Annotated in this window: 15 protein-coding genes; 9 read left to right on the plus strand and 6 right to left on the minus strand. The window is 52.5% G+C overall.

From position 1 onward, the window contains the following. Positions 1 to 8: 8 nt before the first annotated feature. The 6 genes from L971_RS09840 to L971_RS09865 form a co-directional block, all read right to left on the minus strand. Positions 9 to 1,367: a glycosyltransferase gene (locus L971_RS09840; RefSeq protein ID WP_024370248.1), complete on the minus strand. Its 1,359-nt coding sequence runs from the start codon at positions 1,365 to 1,367 to the stop codon at positions 9 to 11. A gap of 224 nt (positions 1,368 to 1,591) precedes the next feature. Further along, positions 1,592 to 2,596, minus strand: coding sequence for a histidinol-phosphate transaminase (locus L971_RS09845; protein WP_047375584.1), 1,005 nt, complete (start codon positions 2,594 to 2,596; stop codon positions 1,592 to 1,594). Then, positions 2,593 to 3,354, minus strand: coding sequence for a transporter substrate-binding domain-containing protein (locus L971_RS09850; protein WP_024370250.1), 762 nt, complete (start codon positions 3,352 to 3,354; stop codon positions 2,593 to 2,595). Before L971_RS09850 ends, L971_RS09845 begins: the two co-directional genes overlap by 4 nt. Before the next feature lie 126 nt (positions 3,355 to 3,480). Next, positions 3,481 to 4,008 carry an ATP-binding protein gene (locus L971_RS09855; protein ID WP_047375585.1) on the minus strand — a complete coding sequence of 176 codons (528 nt, stop codon included), beginning with the start codon at positions 4,006 to 4,008 and terminating at the stop codon, positions 3,481 to 3,483. Between the two features lie 9 nt (positions 4,009 to 4,017). Further along, on the minus strand, positions 4,018 to 4,740 hold the full coding sequence (locus L971_RS09860) for a nucleotidyltransferase domain-containing protein (RefSeq protein WP_024370252.1): 723 nt from the start codon (positions 4,738 to 4,740) through the stop codon (positions 4,018 to 4,020). 19 nt (positions 4,741 to 4,759) lie between these two features. After that, the gene (locus tag L971_RS09865) at positions 4,760 to 5,257 is read right to left on the minus strand and encodes a hypothetical protein (RefSeq protein ID WP_047375587.1); all 498 of its coding nucleotides are present in this window, start codon (positions 5,255 to 5,257) and stop codon (positions 4,760 to 4,762) included. A 140-nt stretch (positions 5,258 to 5,397) separates the two neighbouring features. Between L971_RS09865 and L971_RS09870 the strand changes: the two genes are divergently transcribed. From L971_RS09870 to nrdG, 9 genes are all read left to right on the plus strand, one after another. Beyond that, positions 5,398 to 6,861, plus strand: coding sequence for an NAD(P)/FAD-dependent oxidoreductase (locus L971_RS09870; protein WP_047375589.1), 1,464 nt, complete (start codon positions 5,398 to 5,400; stop codon positions 6,859 to 6,861). Between the two features lie 14 nt (positions 6,862 to 6,875). Continuing rightward, positions 6,876 to 7,301 carry a GNAT family N-acetyltransferase gene (locus L971_RS09875; protein ID WP_047375591.1) on the plus strand — a complete coding sequence of 142 codons (426 nt, stop codon included), beginning with the start codon at positions 6,876 to 6,878 and terminating at the stop codon, positions 7,299 to 7,301. A 107-nt stretch (positions 7,302 to 7,408) separates the two neighbouring features. Next, on the plus strand, positions 7,409 to 7,837 hold the full coding sequence (locus tag L971_RS09880; RefSeq protein WP_024370256.1) for a RicAFT regulatory complex protein RicA family protein: 429 nt from the start codon (positions 7,409 to 7,411) through the stop codon (positions 7,835 to 7,837). 50 nt (positions 7,838 to 7,887) lie between these two features. Continuing rightward, the gene (gene mutS, locus L971_RS09885; RefSeq protein WP_047375592.1) at positions 7,888 to 10,413 is read left to right on the plus strand and encodes a DNA mismatch repair protein MutS; all 2,526 of its coding nucleotides are present in this window, start codon (positions 7,888 to 7,890) and stop codon (positions 10,411 to 10,413) included. A gap of 4 nt (positions 10,414 to 10,417) precedes the next feature. Continuing rightward, on the plus strand, positions 10,418 to 12,217 hold the full coding sequence (gene mutL, locus L971_RS09890) for a DNA mismatch repair endonuclease MutL (protein WP_047375594.1): 1,800 nt from the start codon (positions 10,418 to 10,420) through the stop codon (positions 12,215 to 12,217). 163 nt (positions 12,218 to 12,380) lie between these two features. Continuing rightward, positions 12,381 to 13,049 carry a 50S ribosomal protein L25/general stress protein Ctc gene (locus L971_RS09895; RefSeq protein ID WP_024370259.1) on the plus strand — a complete coding sequence of 223 codons (669 nt, stop codon included), beginning with the start codon at positions 12,381 to 12,383 and terminating at the stop codon, positions 13,047 to 13,049. Between the two features lie 209 nt (positions 13,050 to 13,258). Next, on the plus strand, positions 13,259 to 14,092 hold the full coding sequence (locus L971_RS09900) for a formate/nitrite transporter family protein (protein WP_047375720.1): 834 nt from the start codon (positions 13,259 to 13,261) through the stop codon (positions 14,090 to 14,092). 154 nt (positions 14,093 to 14,246) lie between these two features. Further along, a complete protein-coding gene (locus L971_RS09905; RefSeq protein WP_047375596.1) occupies positions 14,247 to 16,127 on the plus strand; it encodes an anaerobic ribonucleoside triphosphate reductase in 1,881 nt (626 codons plus the stop codon). Continuing rightward, entirely contained in the window at positions 16,105 to 16,560 is a 456-nt protein-coding gene (gene nrdG, locus L971_RS09910; protein WP_029335232.1) for an anaerobic ribonucleoside-triphosphate reductase activating protein, read from the plus strand. The genes L971_RS09905 and nrdG overlap by 23 nt, the downstream gene beginning before the upstream one ends. Positions 16,561 to 16,588: the final 28 nt, after the last annotated feature.

Consider the following 16,588-nt stretch of genomic DNA (forward strand, 5'->3'; position numbering starts at 1 on the left):
GCCTTTGATCATTCCCAAACACGTTTTAGTTTGAACGTCTCTTGTGCATAGCCCCACACTGAAATCGGGGACATGAACAGCTGATAGCTCAACACGAAAAAGATGAAACCGAACAAGTTTTTACGGACGCGTAAGTTTAAGTTTTTGAACACGTAATCGCGTTGATAAAAGTAGAGGAGACCGTAGCTGAGGACGGTGAGGGGCAAGACGAGCAACGTCATCGGGCCGACGATCCAAAAATGACCGAACATGGCGAGGATCAGACCAGGGATCCAAAAGAACGTATAAGCGATGTCGAGATAAGGCATGATCAAGTTGACGCCCGTTAAGTATTTTGTATACAGCTGGGGCTGACGCCACGGCTTCACTTCCTGCAATCCCTCGACCATGCCTCGGGCCCAGCGCGAGCGTTGGCGGGCAAAGTGGCGGAACGACTCCGGGGCGTCGGTGAAGGCGACCGCGAGCGGTTCAAAGTAGACACGGCGTTTCTTCTCAAGCAAGCGCCAAGTGAGCACGATATCTTCACCGATTGCGTCGGGCCAACCACCGACTTCTTGAACGGCCGCCGTTTCATATAAACTAAACGCCCCTTGTGCGACGAGCGTTCCTTGATAAAGTCCTTGAAGCCGTTTGATTGAAGCGATTCCTAAGAAATAATCCCATTCTTGAAGGCGTGTCCAAAACGAGCTGCGGCTATTCCGGACGAGCATGCTGCCGGCGACGGCGCACACATCTTTCGGACTGCTCACGAGTCGAGCCACTAAAAATCGAACCGCGGACGGATGAATCAACGTGTCGGCGTCGAGGGTGATGACGTACGGTGTTGTCACGTGGGTTAAGCCGAAATTAAGTGCTTGGAACTTTCCTGGTTTTTGTTCATGCAATAATGTGATCGGAAGCGAAAAATCTTCTTTAGCTCGTAACACTTCCGCTGACGTATTGTCATTTGAATTGTTATCGATGACAAGTAAGTGAAGGGGACCTGTATAATCTTGCGTTGCAACGTAGCGGATTGTCTCATAGATTGAAGCCTCTTCATTATAGGCGGCAATCATAACCGTTACGGCCTCATTTGGATGTTCATCTTTGAACGGAGGTTGGCGATCGAGGACGAGACTGGCGAGTAAAAAGGCCATCAAATATCCTGGTATGTAGGCGATGCCACCGATAATGAAGAGTGCAAGTGGGAGATTGGTCAATTTGGCTAAATCCATGAGCCAAGGAAGCGAGATGTAAATCGAGAAGAGCAACCAGGCGAGTGAGAAACCGTGTGACAACCAAAAACGCGTTAAAATCGTCCAATACCAGCGATTCCCGATGCGCTTTCGTCCCCATTTCGTCTCGACCGGTTCGTTGCGTGAAACCATGCTGTTTCCTCCATATCTGTAAAGTATAAGCTGCGACTGGTGGAGGCCGAATCGTCAATAAATCGATAAAAGCCAATCAACTTAGAAGTTAGCGCAGTAAGATGAATTTTGATGGCCTTTTCTAATCTTGTCAACGAAAGACGTGCACTTCCTAAAAAATATTGACCTAAATCAAAAACGCCCTATAAAGTCGGAAGAGTACCGAACTTCAAAGGGCGTGCCGTTTATGGTTGAGAAACGGGCGACCACGTCATCAACGCACGTTTTGTCGCTAACAGAGCTTGCTCGGTTCCGAGCGTCACTCGAATCCCGTTTGATTGACGCGACGTGTGAATCCCGTTCGTGGCGAGATGGGACCATATCGATTCCGGTTCGTCGAGCGTCACGTATAGGAAATTCGCTTTAGCGGGGTGAACTTGACCGATCGTGGCGAGTAACGATGACCACTTGTCGCGCATCTCGGCATGCCAAGCGATCGCCTCGTCAAGATAAGATGAATCTTGTAAAAAGACGTTGGCAATTTTTGCACTGACACCGCTAATGTTGAACGGAGGAACGAATTGCCGGAAGTAAGCAGCTAGTTCAGTCGTTGTGACCATGAAACCAAGACGGACGTTGGCGAGACCGAACGCCTTCGATAACGTTCGGAGCACGATCACGTTCGGGAAAGCATCGAGATGTGAAATCATGCTCGCGTCCGGTGTGAAATCGATGTATGCTTCGTCGACGACGAGATACGGAACGCGTGCGGCGAGGTCACTCAATTCGGCAACCGTCCATAGCTTTCCAGTCGGATTATTCGGGTTCGATAGCAGCAATAGTTTTGGTGCATAGTATTCCACCGACGAGACGAGGGCATCGAACGATAAACCGTCAGTTTGCACGTGACGTCCGTGTGCGATCGTCGTGAAAATCGGATAAAGGGCGAAATCGGGATTCGGTGACAAGACGACGTCTTCCGGCGATAACAACGCCTGCGTGACGACGTGAATCATCTCGTCACTGCCACACCCGACGAGTAGTTGATTCGGTTCCACGCCAGCGTACGCCGCATAACGCCTGAACAACTCGTCGATCGGTTGCACCGGATACTCATGTAAATCGTGAAACGAGAGCGTTGAAAGCTGTTCGTGCAACCGTGTCGGCACCGGGAACTGGCTCTCGTTTTGATTTAATCGAAATCCGGTCGGATAGGTGACGGGATAAATCGGCAGTGAGACTTGTCTCATTCTGTCGGCTCCATCGAGAACCATTTCTTCGTCAATTCATCGATTTCGCCTGACTCCATCATCTTTTTCAACTCATCATTGAATTGGTCGCGCAACTCATCGTCTAACTTGAAGGCGGCCGCCGATCCCTTTTCGCCGTCTTCTTTCAACGCGAACGTGTAGAACCCTTGATCTTGGTCCAAGTACTTCTGAGCGACCGTATCCTCGATGACCATCGCGTCGATCCGACCTGTGTTCAATTCCTGGACGATTTCTGGAATCTTGTTTAATGAGACGAGCTCCGCGTCCGGTGCTTGCTCTTTGGCGATGTTTTCTTGAATCGAAGCCGTCTGGACACCGATTTTTTTGCCAGCAAGCGCTTCAATCGATTGTAGCGATTCATCCTTCGACATGATCAAGTTCGTCGCAGACAAATAAATGTCCGAGAAGTCCGCATTCTCTTTACGTTCCTCGGTCGGCGTCATGCCCGCCATGACAAAGTCGACACGTCCAGCGTTGAGAGCGCCAAGCAGACTTCCAAAATCCATATCTTCAATCTTTAACTCATAACCGAGACGTTCCGTAATCGTCTCAGCGATTTCAATGTCAAAGCCGACAATGGCGTCCCCGTTCGCCGTGTCGACGAATTCATACGGGAAGTAGTCGGCGCTCGTCCCCATGACGAGTGTCTTTTTTTCTTCTCCCGTTGTCTCTTGACTGCAAGCCCCAAGTACGATGGCACTCATGACGAGTGCCCCTGTAACGATCCATTTCTTCATGTATGAATTCCTCCTTCAAGATATGAGACTAAGTGTAATTGCATAATTATTAATTGTAAAGTATAAAAATTCAAATAAATAAAAAAAGATGCATCCAGCTTCCTAGCCGCCGGATGCATCAGGTATTCAATCAATTTGTTGAAGATAGGCGATGACTGCGGGAATGTACGTCTCGAGCGGACGATTCGTATCGATTGTAAGCGTATGCATATTCGGTGGCTTTTTGCTGTTCGCCACGGTTCGGTGAAAATCAGATGGGGAAACGTGTTCGATTTGGCTGAGCTTTCGATCGCGCTCACGCAACCGGCGATTGATTTCATCGATGTCATCGACGAGACACTCGATGTAACGATAGGTGGCTCCGCTATTTGCCGCAATCGCCAAGCCGCGGTCAATCATCACGTCATATAAACAAGGGCTATCCAACATGACGTTTCTCCCTAAAGATAGATTGAACTCGACGAGCGCCCAGTCGATGTCATAAGCGATTTTTCCGGTCAGCGCCGGGTCAAGCGGATGTTGTGCCGTCGATTCAAGAAGTGCCGTCTTCGTGACATCGTGATCGACGATGACCGTATCCAGTCGTCGAGCGATCTCGCGAGACAGCGTCGATTTACCGGATCCGGGGAAACCGGACAGTTGAAGAAAGAACATGGGGCAACCTCACATTTCGTTTGATTTTCCGCGGCTGAATCCGGCGAACAACCGGCCGCCGAACGGGGAGAGCGTCTCATCGACGTAACGGATGAGGGCGTCGGTTTCGTTCGTTTGATAATAGCGTTCGAGTGCGTCGGCGAGCTCACGGGCTGCTTGGGCATCATAGCGATCGAGAGCGCGGTACGTCCATTTGGAGGATCCCGTCCATTGCCGATTCGTACGCAGGATGAACTCACAGACTGACGTAGCGAGGGTGCTCGCGATGAACAACCCCTCTGCGCGATTCGTACATCCGGTCAAATCATCGAGCGCATCGGTCAGAAAATATCGCTTCATCTCAATCGTCTCATCTGACCAAGGCTCCGGCCCGATGTCGAGTAAGGCCCTCGCTTCACGTTTGATGTGTTCGACGACATCCGTATCGATCAAGACGATGCCTTCGGAGACCATTCTTGGCAACGACGGAATGGCGCGTCGGCAATCCTGCTCGAAGAATTCGCGATACGACGTCAAGTTATGGGCGAACAGCTCGATGGGCCATCCTGCCTCGATAAACGATTCCCGATAAGACGAGACGAGTCTGTCGTCGAAGATGATGATGTCAAGATCTGACGTCTCGGTCGCCTCACCACGGACGACGCTCCCGGCGAGCAGCGCGGCTCGACAGCCGGGGAAGTGCGTAGCGACGAACGTCCTTGCCGCTACGGCAGGTTCAAGTTTGAAGTGCATGGATAACTCCTTTCACATGTCATGATTCTTGACTCGTGATGCGCCACTTTTTTAACTCTCCGTTCTCTTCATAAATGACTCGTACCTCCATTTGATTGAGGACGAGCCGTTGTTCCGTGGCGAAGAGGATAATCGGATAACCAATCGAGAGCGGTTTATCCGCCTCATAGATCGGACTGTGCGCCTGCATGGCGTAGTAACCGTCCGAGCGCGTATTGGCCGCACCAGCATCAACTTGGACGACCGTCTCAAAACCGCGCAATCGAAGGACGTAACTATACGATGTACGGGCACCACGTTCAAGTTGCCATTCTTCAAGCACCGCTTCATAATCGTGCAACGTCTCTTCGAGCAGTAGTTTTTGGGATGTGTACTCTCGCTCATAAGGAATCATTTCTTGAATGTTGACGGCCGTCATCGTGGCCACTTTTTGCGATTCCTCTGATGGAGGTGTGATCAGTATGCCGATGAAAATTAATATTGGGATGAGCAAATAAATGATGACCCGACTTCGCATATGGTTTCACCTGTCCTTTATTCGTTTTTTCGCCATCGTCCGCGAGAACCCTGCCTCCTTGTCCAAAAACCTCAGAAAAACAGGTTACATCGTCACGAAAAAGACGTGTCGAGGTATGATGAAAGAAGGAGGCGATATCGATGCGAATTGGGGTGATTGGAGGCGGCATCGCAGGATTGACTGCGGCCGCGCTCGCACAACGAAACGGACATGACGTGACAGTATACGAAGCGTCACGTGAATGGGGAGGCTGCGCCGGCAAGTTCGAGCGGGGGGATTATTTGTTCCCGGCCGGGGCGACACTCGGCATAGGCTTCGAGCCTGGCGGAATTCATGACCGTGTGCTTCGCCATTTAGAGGAGGCCGTCCCGTTCCGGCCGTTACAGGAAGTCATGCAGATTCACTTGTTCGACCGGACCGTCATCTATTATCAGGACCGCGGTCGTTTTCTAGCTGAACTGGAGGCGAAGTTCCCGACGGAAGCGCACCTTATCCGCGCGTTCATGAAGGAAATGTGGCGTGACTTCGAGACACTCCGGCCTTTATTCGAACGACTACCAGCCTTGCCGTTTCGTAGTCTTCAAGACGTCCTCGTCGCCCTGCAAGGACTTCGGCCAAATACTCTCACCATCGCGCCGAAGTTGTATCGTCCGTTACAGAAGACGCTCGCCCGTCATCAGCTGAGCGGGACGATGTTCGAACGATTGATTGACGGCGTCTTGCTCGACAGTCTGCAGACGGGATCAAAAGATGCGAGCCATTTGCTCGCCGCGGTCGCCTTGTCGATTTACCATGAGGGGGCCTTTTACGTCGAAGGGGGACTGTATCAGCTCGCCCATGCGCTCGAGCGGGCACTGCGTCACGACGGTGGGACGGCGCTGCTCGGTCGTCACATCACCTCTGTCGAACGGGTGAGTGATGGCTGGTTGCTGACAGATCGGCGCGGTCGACTCGACATCGTCGATACGGTCGTATCGGCCATCCCGCTCGAAGCGACGAGTCGATTACTGACTGGTAACGATGCCGAATCGTTCATGCGACAATATCGGCGCCACTTGAGCCGTTCGCAGTGGGGGACGTTCAGTCTCTATATCACGCTCCCGGAACACGTCTGTGTGAACCGGCCATTGTTTCAACAAGTGTATACACAACATTTACCGAGCGGCCATGCGTTCCTGTCGATGTCTGCAGGTGGCGACGTGTTGCGCACCGAAAAGCCGGAGCGGACCGTGACGGTATCGACCCATCTCGATCTTTCGGAATGGATTGATTGGAAACAGCGCGCCGTCTATGAGAAACTTGAGAGTGAATGGACCGAGCGGTTAGTCGAAGCCGTGCACATCGGCTTTCCCGATTGGACAGGGGACGCTGGACTCGTCTTGCCTGGGGGGCCGGGTGCCTGGGTGAAGTATACGAAACGGCCGCACGGCGCCGTCGGGGGCTATGCGCAAACGCCGGGACAAGCATTGTTTCACGCCGCGAGCTATCGGACGGACGTTCCAAACTTGTTCGTCTGCGGTGACACCGTCTTTCCGGGGGCGGGCACGGTCGGGGCGATGACGAGCGGGTTGCACGTGGCCCGGGCGCTCGGTGTGACGTTATAAGGAGACGATGAACGATGATCAGAAAAAAACAATTTAGTGAACTGACGACGCATGAACTGTATGCGCTACTCGCACTTCGGACGGAAGTGTTCGTCGTCGAGCAACAATGTGCGTATCAGGAAGTCGACGGGAAAGACCTCGATGCCGTCCATTATTGGATGGAAGAAGGGGGCGAGATTGTCGCTACGTTAAGGATTTTAATCCATGCCTCCCCCGTTGCGATCGGGCGAGTCGTGACGAGCCCGGGGCATCGCGGAAAGGGCTATTCGCGTCAACTGATGCAGGCCGCCATCGAAGATTTCGGGGCAGAAGACCTCTATTTGCAAGCCCAGACATACGTCGAACCGTTTTATGCGAGTTTCAGATTCGAGCGGACGAGCGATGAATACGATGAGGATGGGATTCCCCACGTCGACATGGTCCGAAAAAGCGACGCTTGAACTGAAGCCATGATGTACCTTTCCGAATTCGTTCATGGTAGAATGGTGGAGAACACTCGCGCACGATTCGTGCGATAACATTATAGACAGCAAAGGGGTTTACGAACGTGACTGACCAACAAGTGATTGAAAAAGCAAAAGAATTGGCCGAACTTCTCGCGAAGACGCCTGAAGTGGCGCGTTTCAAAGAAGCAGAGACGAAAGTGAATGAAAGCGAGCGCGTACAGACGCTCATCAAACGCATCAAGTTCTTGCAAAAAGAAGCGGTCAATTGTCAGCACTACGGGAAGACGGAAGCCCTCGCGAAAGTCGAACAGAAAATCGATAAAGCGATGGATGAGCTTGACGCGATTCCGGTCGTCCAAGCGTTTCAAGAGACACAAGTCGAAGTGAACGACTTACTTCAATACGTGACGGTGACGCTCGCCAACTCGGTGACCGATCGCATCATCGAAGCGACGGACGGCGATGTCCTCGCAGGAAAAACAGGAAGTGGCATGGCGGCCGAGAAATCACGCGGCGGCTGCGGATACTAACAAACAGCTGGCCATTGGTCAGCTGTTCTAATTTCTAGAGGTGAAAACGAATGGAAACGATACATCAAACCCCGATGATGAAACAATATTTTTCAATCAAGGCGGACTATCCAGACGCCTTTTTATTCTATCGGCTCGGTGATTTTTATGAGCTGTTTTTTGATGATGCACAAATTGTCGCCAAAGAGCTCGAATTGACACTCACCGCAAAAAACGGGAAAAACGCGGAGCATCCGATCCCGATGTGCGGGGTCCCCCATCACTCGGCAGCGATCTATATCGAGCAATTGATCGAAAAAGGGTTCAACGTGGCCATCTGTGAACAAATGGAGGACCCGAAGGCGACAAAAGGTCTCGTCAAACGGGAAGTCATTCAAGTGATCACACCAGGGACCTATATGGCGTCACTCGGTGAGAAAGAGAACCGTTACTTGGTCGCCGTCTCGAAGCACGGCGCTGTGTATGGGGTGGCCCGTGGCGATGTGACGACCGGCGAATCGTGGCTGACGACGCTTCCGACAAAAGAAGCCGTCCTTCGGGAAATGGAAGGGTTGCTCCCGAACGAGGTGCTCGTCGATGATGAGCGATTAGCAGACGCGCTTGCGCCGTTAGGCATCCCGCTCTCCATTCAATCGGAGCGCACCGATTCCGACCTTGCCGACGGCGCGAAGGACGGGGCGCAACGGGATGCGTTCGCGTTGCTGTACGCGTATTTGACACGGACACAAAAGCGTTCCCTCGACCACCTGCAACCTGCCATCGCCTATGAAGTCGAGCAACATATGCAGCTCGATGCGAATACGGCTAGAAACTTAGAGTTGTTCCGTTCAGCCCGGTCCGGAGAACGAAAAGGATCGCTCCTAGCCTTGTTAGATGAAACGACGACCGCGATGGGCGGCCGGTTGTTGAAGCGTTGGCTCGAACAACCGCTTTATACAGAAACGACGATTCAAGACCGATTGGACGCAGTCGAGAACTTGTTAGACGACTTCATGTTACGTGACCAACTCCGTGAACAGTTGAAACACGTGTACGATATCGAACGTCTCGTTGCAAAAGTCGGATACGGGACGGCGAATGCCCGAGATCTCGTGCAATTGCGCGATACGCTCACCCGCATCCCTGACGTTCAGCACTTGTTACAATCGGTCACGGCGTCACGTCTCCGTCAAATTGACACAGACCTCGACACGTTTGACGAATTGACGAAGTTGCTTCATTCAGCGCTTGTTGATGCGCCGCCGATCTCGACAAAAGAAGGCGGGATGATCCGTGCCGGTTATTCGAGTGAGTTGGACGAGCTACTCGAGGCGAAAGCGAACGGAAAGACGTGGATTGCCAACCTTGAGCAACAAGAGCGACTCGCGACTGGGATCAAATCACTCAAAATCGGCTACAATCGCGTCTTTGGCTATTACTTGGAAGTGACGAAAGCAAACGCACGCTTGCTCGAAGAGGGGCGTTATGAGCGCAAACAGACGCTTACGAACGCCGAGCGCTATGTCACGCCAGAATTGAAAGAAAAAGAAGCCCTCATTCTTGGAGCCGAAGAGAAAAGTTGCACGCTCGAATATGAGTTGTTCGTCGAACTCCGTGACCGGGTCAAACGAGAGACGAAGCCGTTGCAACAGCTCGCCCGTTCGCTCAGCGAGCTTGACGTGTTGCTCAGTCTCGCCCTCGTCGCCGAGAAACGTGACTACGTGCGAGCAAAGACGTCTAAACATGTTCAAATCGACCGCGGCCGCCATCCTGTCATCGAGACGGTGCTCCCGCGCGGCGAATACGTCGCAAACGATTTGACGCTTGACGACAGTCGGCGTATGTTGTTGATCACGGGACCGAACATGTCCGGGAAATCGACGTACATGCGTCAGTTCGCTCTCATCACGATCATGCATCAAATCGGATCGTTCGTTCCGGCTGAAGCGGCCGAACTCCCGCTGTTTGACCGTATATTCACGCGCATCGGTGCGGCCGATGACCTCGTGAGCGGTCAGTCGACGTTCATGGTCGAAATGACCGAGACGCGTCAAGCCGTGACAGAAGCGACAGCGAACAGTCTGATTTTACTCGATGAGATTGGTCGCGGCACGTCGACGTATGACGGGATGGCGCTCGCCCAGGCGATCGTCGAATATATCGCGGCCTCGATCGGGGCGAAGACGCTGTTCTCGACCCACTACCATGAGCTCACTGTCTTAGAAGAGTCGATTCCGGCGCTTGAAAACGTCCACGTGCGTGCGATCGAACGGGACGGGCGCGTCGTCTTCTTGCATGAGGTACACCCAGGCAAAGCGGATAAGTCGTACGGGATTCATGTCGCCGAACTGGCCGACCTGCCCCAGGAACTGATTGACCGGGCGAGAACGATCTTGTCTGCACTTGAAGCCGAACCGGTCACGACGCCACGGTCGCCGATCGAAAAGGAGGCGACAGACGAGGCGGCTCAACTGTCGTTGTTCGAGACGAGCGATGACGTCCGCCAACAACTGCTCGAGCTTGATCTGCTCGCCATGAACCCAATCGAGGCGATGCAGGCGCTTTATGCGCTACAACAGTCTGCGAAGAAAGGATGAGACGATGGGCATCATTCAAGAACTGCCAGAACAGTTAGCGAACCGGATCGCTGCCGGTGAAGTCGTCGAGCGCCCGGCCTCGGTCGTAAAAGAGCTTGTCGAGAACGCAATCGATGCCGGTGCGACGAAAATCGAGGTCGAACTCGTAGAAGCCGGGATTCGGTTGATCAAAGTTCGTGACAACGGCCACGGTTTCTATGAAGACGATGCCGCGCGCGCCTTTTTAAGGCATGCGACGAGTAAGATTCGCGATGAACACGACTTATTCCGCATTCGTACGCTCGGCTTTCGAGGCGAGGCGCTCGCGTCGATCGCTTCGGTGAGTCACGTCACACTCAAGTCTCGACGGACAGAAGAAGACGGGTTTGAAATGACGCTCCAAGGCGGCGTCGTGACCGAGACGATGCCGACAGCGGCCAACGTCGGCACAGAAATTGCCGTCAGTCAGCTATTTTTTAATACACCGGCTCGGCTGAAGTATTTGAAGACGTCGGCGACAGAACTCGCAAGCATCACTGATACACTCAACCGAATCGCGCTATCCCATCCAGAAGTCCGTCTGTCCGCGTTTCATGAAGACAAAGAGCTGCTTCGGACGAACGGAAACGGAGACGTCAAACAAGTGATGCTCGCCATTTACGGCCGGCAAGTCGCCTCGCAAATCGTCACGGCGACGGGCAAGACGAACGATTACAGTTTGAGCGCGTATCTCGTCCGTCCCGAAGTGACCCGCTCGAACAAACAGTACGTGACGCTCATCTTGAACGGACGGAGCATTAAAAATTTTGCCTTGACCCAAAGCGTGCTCGACGGGTATCATACGCTCCTTCCAATCGGGCGCTATCCGATTGCCGTACTCGAGGTGAATATGGATCCGATGCTCATCGACGTCAACGTCCACCCGACGAAGCGGGAAGTCCGGCTCTCCAAAGAGAAAGAACTGTGCCAATTGATTCGAGAGACGGTCCAGCTGACGTTGCGCGAGCAACGCCTCATCCCGTCAGTTCAGCCAAAACCGAAACCGGAGCGCATTCAGTCTGAGCAAGAACGGCTCGACTTCACCGTGGAACGTTCGCCTGAAGTGAAAGAGGACGTTGAATGGAACTATCCGATCCCTCGTGAGCCAATCACGTCACCGAGCAATTGGGCGCCGACGCCGCACTCGCAAGAGGCCACGCCTAAACGTGAGTTTGAGACCACGCCTAAAAAGAAACAAGGGGAGCGGCTCCCGTCGCTCGACGTCATCGGTCAACTGCATGCGAGCTATATCGTCTGTGGCGCCGAGGACGGTATGTACGTCATTGACCAACATGCCGCCCAAGAACGTATCAAATATGAGCTGTTTTATGAACAACTCGGGCGTCCTGAAAAAGAATATCAGTTGTTGCTGCTTCCACTCACGCTCGAGTTCACGCAAGAAGAAGCGCTCGCCATCGAAGAAGTCACTACGCTATTAGAAGAGGCGGGTCTGCAACTCGAACCGTTCGGTGGCAACACGTTCCTCGTCCGTGAGATTCCGACGTGGTATCCGCAACATGACCTCGAAGGGACGGTCCGGGATTTGATCGAGATGGCGATTCGGGACCGGTCCATTAATATTGCCAAGTACCGCGAAGAGGCTTCGATCTTAATGGCGTGTAAACGTTCGATCAAAGCGAACCATCCGTTGAACATCGAGATGATGCGCCAACTGATCGACGATTTGAATCAGACCGCTTCCCCGTATACGTGTCCGCACGGACGACCGATTCTCGTGAAGTGGAGCACGTATGAACTTGAGAAGCTATTCAAGCGCGTTATGTGACACCGCTGTAATCTTTTTTTAACGGGCTGTAACGTTTATCTTGACCGGCCACTGGGAACAATATACACATGTCGCTCAACGCATCGAGGTTGAGAGGTGGCTCTTTCACTGCCTCACCCTCAAGATGTAGACATGATCGATAAACCAGTAGGGGGATAAGATTATGGCAGACAAGCTTAATGTAACGAAACGAGAATTACGACCACGTTCGGTCCGCGCTAACTTGCGCAAAGAAGGTAAAGTGTTAGGTGTCGTCTACGGCTACAAAGTCGAGAGCACACCGGTCGCATTCGAAGAGATGGCGCTCCGTAAAATTCTGCGCGAACATGGCGATAACGCCTTGATCGAATTGAACATCGACGGCAAGAAAGTGAACACGCTCGTGCACGGGACGGAAGTTGACCCGTTTACGAACGAGTACAAACACGTCGAGTTCATGGCCGTGAAGATGGACGAAGCGACAGAAGTCGAAGCGGACGTCGCACTTGTCGGCGACGCGAAAGGTGTCAAAGAAGGTGGCTTCTTGGCTCAAACGCTCTATAAAGTCACGGTATCAGCAACACCAGCCAACATTCCAGAGCGCATCGAACTCGATGTATCTGAACTTGGCATCGGTGAGTCGGTGACGGTCGCGGACATTCCAGAAAACAAAGACTACGAGGTTGTCTCGGACGGCGAGCTTCAAATTGCATCGGTCAATGAGCCGGTCTCTCTTGAAGAGCTCGAAGCAGACACAGACACAACAACAGAAAGTGAAGCTGAAGCGACTGAAGAAGAGTCAGCTGACGAAGTTTCTGAAGAGTCTAAAGAGAAGTCTGAAGACAAAGAATAAGCGATTTAAGCGGTCCTCTCGGAGGGCCGTTTTTTTGTTGTCACCGCTTTGCCATATGTAAACGATTACGATGTGAAAAATGTGTCAACAGATTGAAATGAACCTTGCTTTTTGTCACGCCCGGGCTTATATTGTTAATGATTTCACATACATTGTTCTTATTTAAATAGGTTATTCAAACAGAAAGAAGGGTTTGTGACATGGCATCAATGGAAATCCATGCACTTGAATCATTGCGGAAGAAAGCACAGGCGTCTTCGCAAATGATTCATTATCGGCCAATGGAATACTTTTTACGGGCGATGCTCGCGGGGATCTTTATCGGGTTCGCCTCTATCTTCACATTAAAAATCGTCAACGGCATGTATTTGCTCGATTCGCCGTTCACGACGCTCATTGGCGGTTTCTCGTTCGGGATCGCGCTCGTCATGATCATCTACGGGGGGGCCGAACTGTTCACCGGGAACACGATGTACTTCACGACATCGACGATGCGTGGGTATACGACACTGAGCGACACGATGCTCGTCTGGTTGTTATGCTTTGTCGGGAACGCGGTCGGCGGGATTTTGTTCGCCTTATTGCTCGCACCGACCGGAATCATTCAAGAACTCGGGATGAACAACTGGTTGTTCGCGGTCGTCGAGAGCAAGATGCACCACACGACGGTCGAGATCTTCTTCCGTGCCATCTTCTGTAACTGGATGGTCTGTCTTGCGATCTTTTTACCGAAACAAATGAAAAATGAGTTCGCCCAAATCTTCTCGATGATCTTTCTCGTCGCCGTCTTCTTCGCCTCTGGGTTCGATCACGTCATCGCGAACTTCGTCTTGTTCGCGCTCACGCTCGTCGTCCCGCATCCGGAGACAATCAGCTTCGCTGGCGCGATCCACAACTTGGTCCCGGCGACGTTCGGGAACATCATCGGTGGGGCGTTATTCATGGGAGCGATTTACACATGGTTGAACGCGAAAGGATTGCGTGAAGCGGAAGAATCGGAAGAAGTCGAACTGAAAATCGTCAAACCGGCAAAAGAGGTATGACATACATCACGATATCGAACAGTCGAGTCCACGCCTAGGATTCGGCTGTTTTTTCCATGTCCGCTCGTTTCAACTGTCACAATTTCGTGCCGCCTTCGATTTGATAAACGTGACATAATCAATATATAGGTGGTTCAACCGTTTATTACGAACTATGGATCAATATATAGTGAGGTGTTGCGAAGTGAATTTAGTTCAGCTGTACGAGGACGTCTGTGTCCTGCCCGATCAAGATTTAGTACAAGAAAACGCCAACGTCGACGGGAAATCGCCGCTCGGGAAACTGGCGCGTCTATCGTCTGAAGTATCAAAAGAATTGGCCACAACATACTTGTTGTCGAAGCGCTCGAGGCAGGCAATTGCGGACAATTTCCTTTACGTCCATGATGCGGACTACTATGTGACAGGCTCGACGACATGTTGTCAAATCCCGCTCGGGGACTTGCTTGCGAACGGATTCCATACGGGTCATGGGACGATAAGATCACCCCAGGATATCCGTTCGGCGATGGCGCTCGCATCGATCATTCTTCAAGCGAATCAAAACATGCAGCATGGTGGACAGGCGTTTCCGACGTTCGATGCCGACCTCGCCCCATACGTCGAGAAAACGTACGAGCGACATGTTAAACGCTTGAAATCGCTTCCGGTCGATTTATCGGATAGCCAAATCGAAGCGATTGCAGAGCAAGAGACGGTCACGGCCACGTACCAAGCGTGTGAGGCGTTCATCCATAACGCGAACTCGATGCATTCCCGCGGTGGCGGTCAAGTACCGTTCGTCTCCATCAATTATGGGACCGACACATCACCTTGGGGCCGCGTCTTCATTCGGGAACTGTTACAGGCGACAGAACGGGGACTCGGGAACGGTGAGACGCCGATCTTCCCGATTCAAATTTTCAAAGTGAAAGAGGGGGTCAACTTTAACGAAGGCGATCCGAACGTTGACTTGTTCCAGTTGGCGTGTCGTGTTACTGGAAAGAGGTTGTTCCCGAACTTCTCCTTTATCGACGCTCCGTTCAATGCAGCATACTATGACGGGACACCTGCTTCAGAAGTCGCTTACATGGGGTGCCGAACCCGGGTCATGGGCAATCGTCACGGTGCAGAGACGTCGATTGGAAGAGGGAACTTGTCGTTCTCGACGTTGAACCTCGTCAAAATCGCGCTCGTATCATCGGATTTGAAGTCATTTTATGAGACGCTCGATACGTATATCGACATCGCCATCGAACAGTTGCTTGAGCGATTTGAGTATCAATGCAAACGTCGTGCCGATGAGTTCCGCTTCTTATACGCCCAACACGTGTGGCGCGGTAGTGAGACGCTCGCACCTGACGATGAGCTGCGGGAAGTGTTGAAACAAGGGACGTTGTCGCTCGGTTTCATTGGACTCGCTGAAACGTTACGTGTTCTCGTCGGAGCGACGCATGCAGAGTCGAGGGACGCTGAACGGCTCGGTCTCGACATCGTTGCGCGATTGGCCGAGCGGATGAAAGCGGCGGCAGAACGCTATGACTTGAACTTCTCGCTTTTGGCGACGCCCGCGGAAGGATTGTCCGGAAAGTTCGTCTTAAAAGATCAACAGTCGTTCGGGATAATCGAAGGAGTGACTGATCGGGCCTTTTACACGAACTCGTATCACGTCCCCGTATATCAGAACGTGTCTATCCGAGAGAAAATTCGGCTAGAGGCCCCGTATCATGCACTTTGTGACGCCGGTCATATCACGTACGTCGAAGTCGACGGGTCACTCGCCCATAACCCGGAAGCGGTCGAGTCGATTGTCAGGCTCATGCGTCAGTATAATATCGGTTACGGATCAATCAACCATCCGGTCGATCGTTGCGGTAGTTGCGGACTCGAAGGAATCATCGATGAGGCGTGCCCAACGTGCGGCGAGGTCGAGCAGATTGAGCGAATCCGCCGGATCACTGGGTATTTGGTCGGCACGATGGACCGATGGAACTCGGCGAAACGAGAAGAAGAAAAAGCGAGGGTGAAGCATGATGCGCGTCCTATCCGTACTTGATGAATCGGTCGTCGACGGACCGGGCGTGCGGACCGTCATCTTTACAGCCGGTTGCCCGCACCGTTGCCCGGGCTGCCATAACCCGGAGTCATGGAATCCGAGAGGCGGGGAAGAGGTGACGGTCGAGTCGTTACTCGAACGGGTCGAAGCGTCCGGTTGGGACGGCGTCACGGTGTCGGGAGGTGAACCGTTTTTGCAACCGCGCGAGCTGTCACGACTTGTCCGTGGCTGCAAAGCACTTGGGAAAAACGTCTGGGTGTATACCGGATATACGCTCGAGGCGCTCGAACAACTAGAAGATGAACAGGTCAAGGACGTTCTCGACAATGCCGACGTACTCGTCGACGGCAAGTTCGTCGAAACATTACTCGACCGCTCGCTTCGTTTTAGAGGTTCGAGCAATCAGCGCATCATCTTTTTGAACAAAGTTTAATCGGGGCGACACCGCCCCGATTTTTTGT

The organism is Exiguobacterium sp. ZOR0005 (assembly GCF_000798975.1).
Classification (GTDB): domain Bacteria; phylum Bacillota; class Bacilli; order Exiguobacteriales; family Exiguobacteriaceae; genus Exiguobacterium; species Exiguobacterium aurantiacum.

Coding starts and splice junctions, on each gene's coding strand:
- L971_RS09840 (WP_024370248.1), bottom strand. CDS start 1,367: ATGGTTTCACGCAACGAACCGGTCGAGACGAAATGGGGACGAAAGCGC.
- L971_RS09845 (WP_047375584.1), bottom strand. CDS start 2,596: ATGAGACAAGTCTCACTGCCGATTTATCCCGTCACCTATCCGACCGGA.
- L971_RS09850 (WP_024370250.1), bottom strand. CDS start 3,354: ATGAAGAAATGGATCGTTACAGGGGCACTCGTCATGAGTGCCATCGTA.
- L971_RS09855 (WP_047375585.1), bottom strand. CDS start 4,008: ATGTTCTTTCTTCAACTGTCCGGTTTCCCCGGATCCGGTAAATCGACG.
- L971_RS09860 (WP_024370252.1), bottom strand. CDS start 4,740: ATGCACTTCAAACTTGAACCTGCCGTAGCGGCAAGGACGTTCGTCGCT.
- L971_RS09865 (WP_047375587.1), bottom strand. CDS start 5,257: ATGCGAAGTCGGGTCATCATTTATTTGCTCATCCCAATATTAATTTTC.
- L971_RS09870 (WP_047375589.1), top strand. CDS start 5,398: ATGCGAATTGGGGTGATTGGAGGCGGCATCGCAGGATTGACTGCGGCC.
- L971_RS09875 (WP_047375591.1), top strand. CDS start 6,876: ATGATCAGAAAAAAACAATTTAGTGAACTGACGACGCATGAACTGTAT.
- mutS (WP_047375592.1), top strand. CDS start 7,888: ATGGAAACGATACATCAAACCCCGATGATGAAACAATATTTTTCAATC.
- mutL (WP_047375594.1), top strand. CDS start 10,418: ATGGGCATCATTCAAGAACTGCCAGAACAGTTAGCGAACCGGATCGCT.
- L971_RS09895 (WP_024370259.1), top strand. CDS start 12,381: ATGGCAGACAAGCTTAATGTAACGAAACGAGAATTACGACCACGTTCG.
- L971_RS09900 (WP_047375720.1), top strand. CDS start 13,259: ATGGAAATCCATGCACTTGAATCATTGCGGAAGAAAGCACAGGCGTCT.
- L971_RS09905 (WP_047375596.1), top strand. CDS start 14,247: ATGGATCAATATATAGTGAGGTGTTGCGAAGTGAATTTAGTTCAGCTG.
- nrdG (WP_029335232.1), top strand. CDS start 16,105: ATGCGCGTCCTATCCGTACTTGATGAATCGGTCGTCGACGGACCGGGC.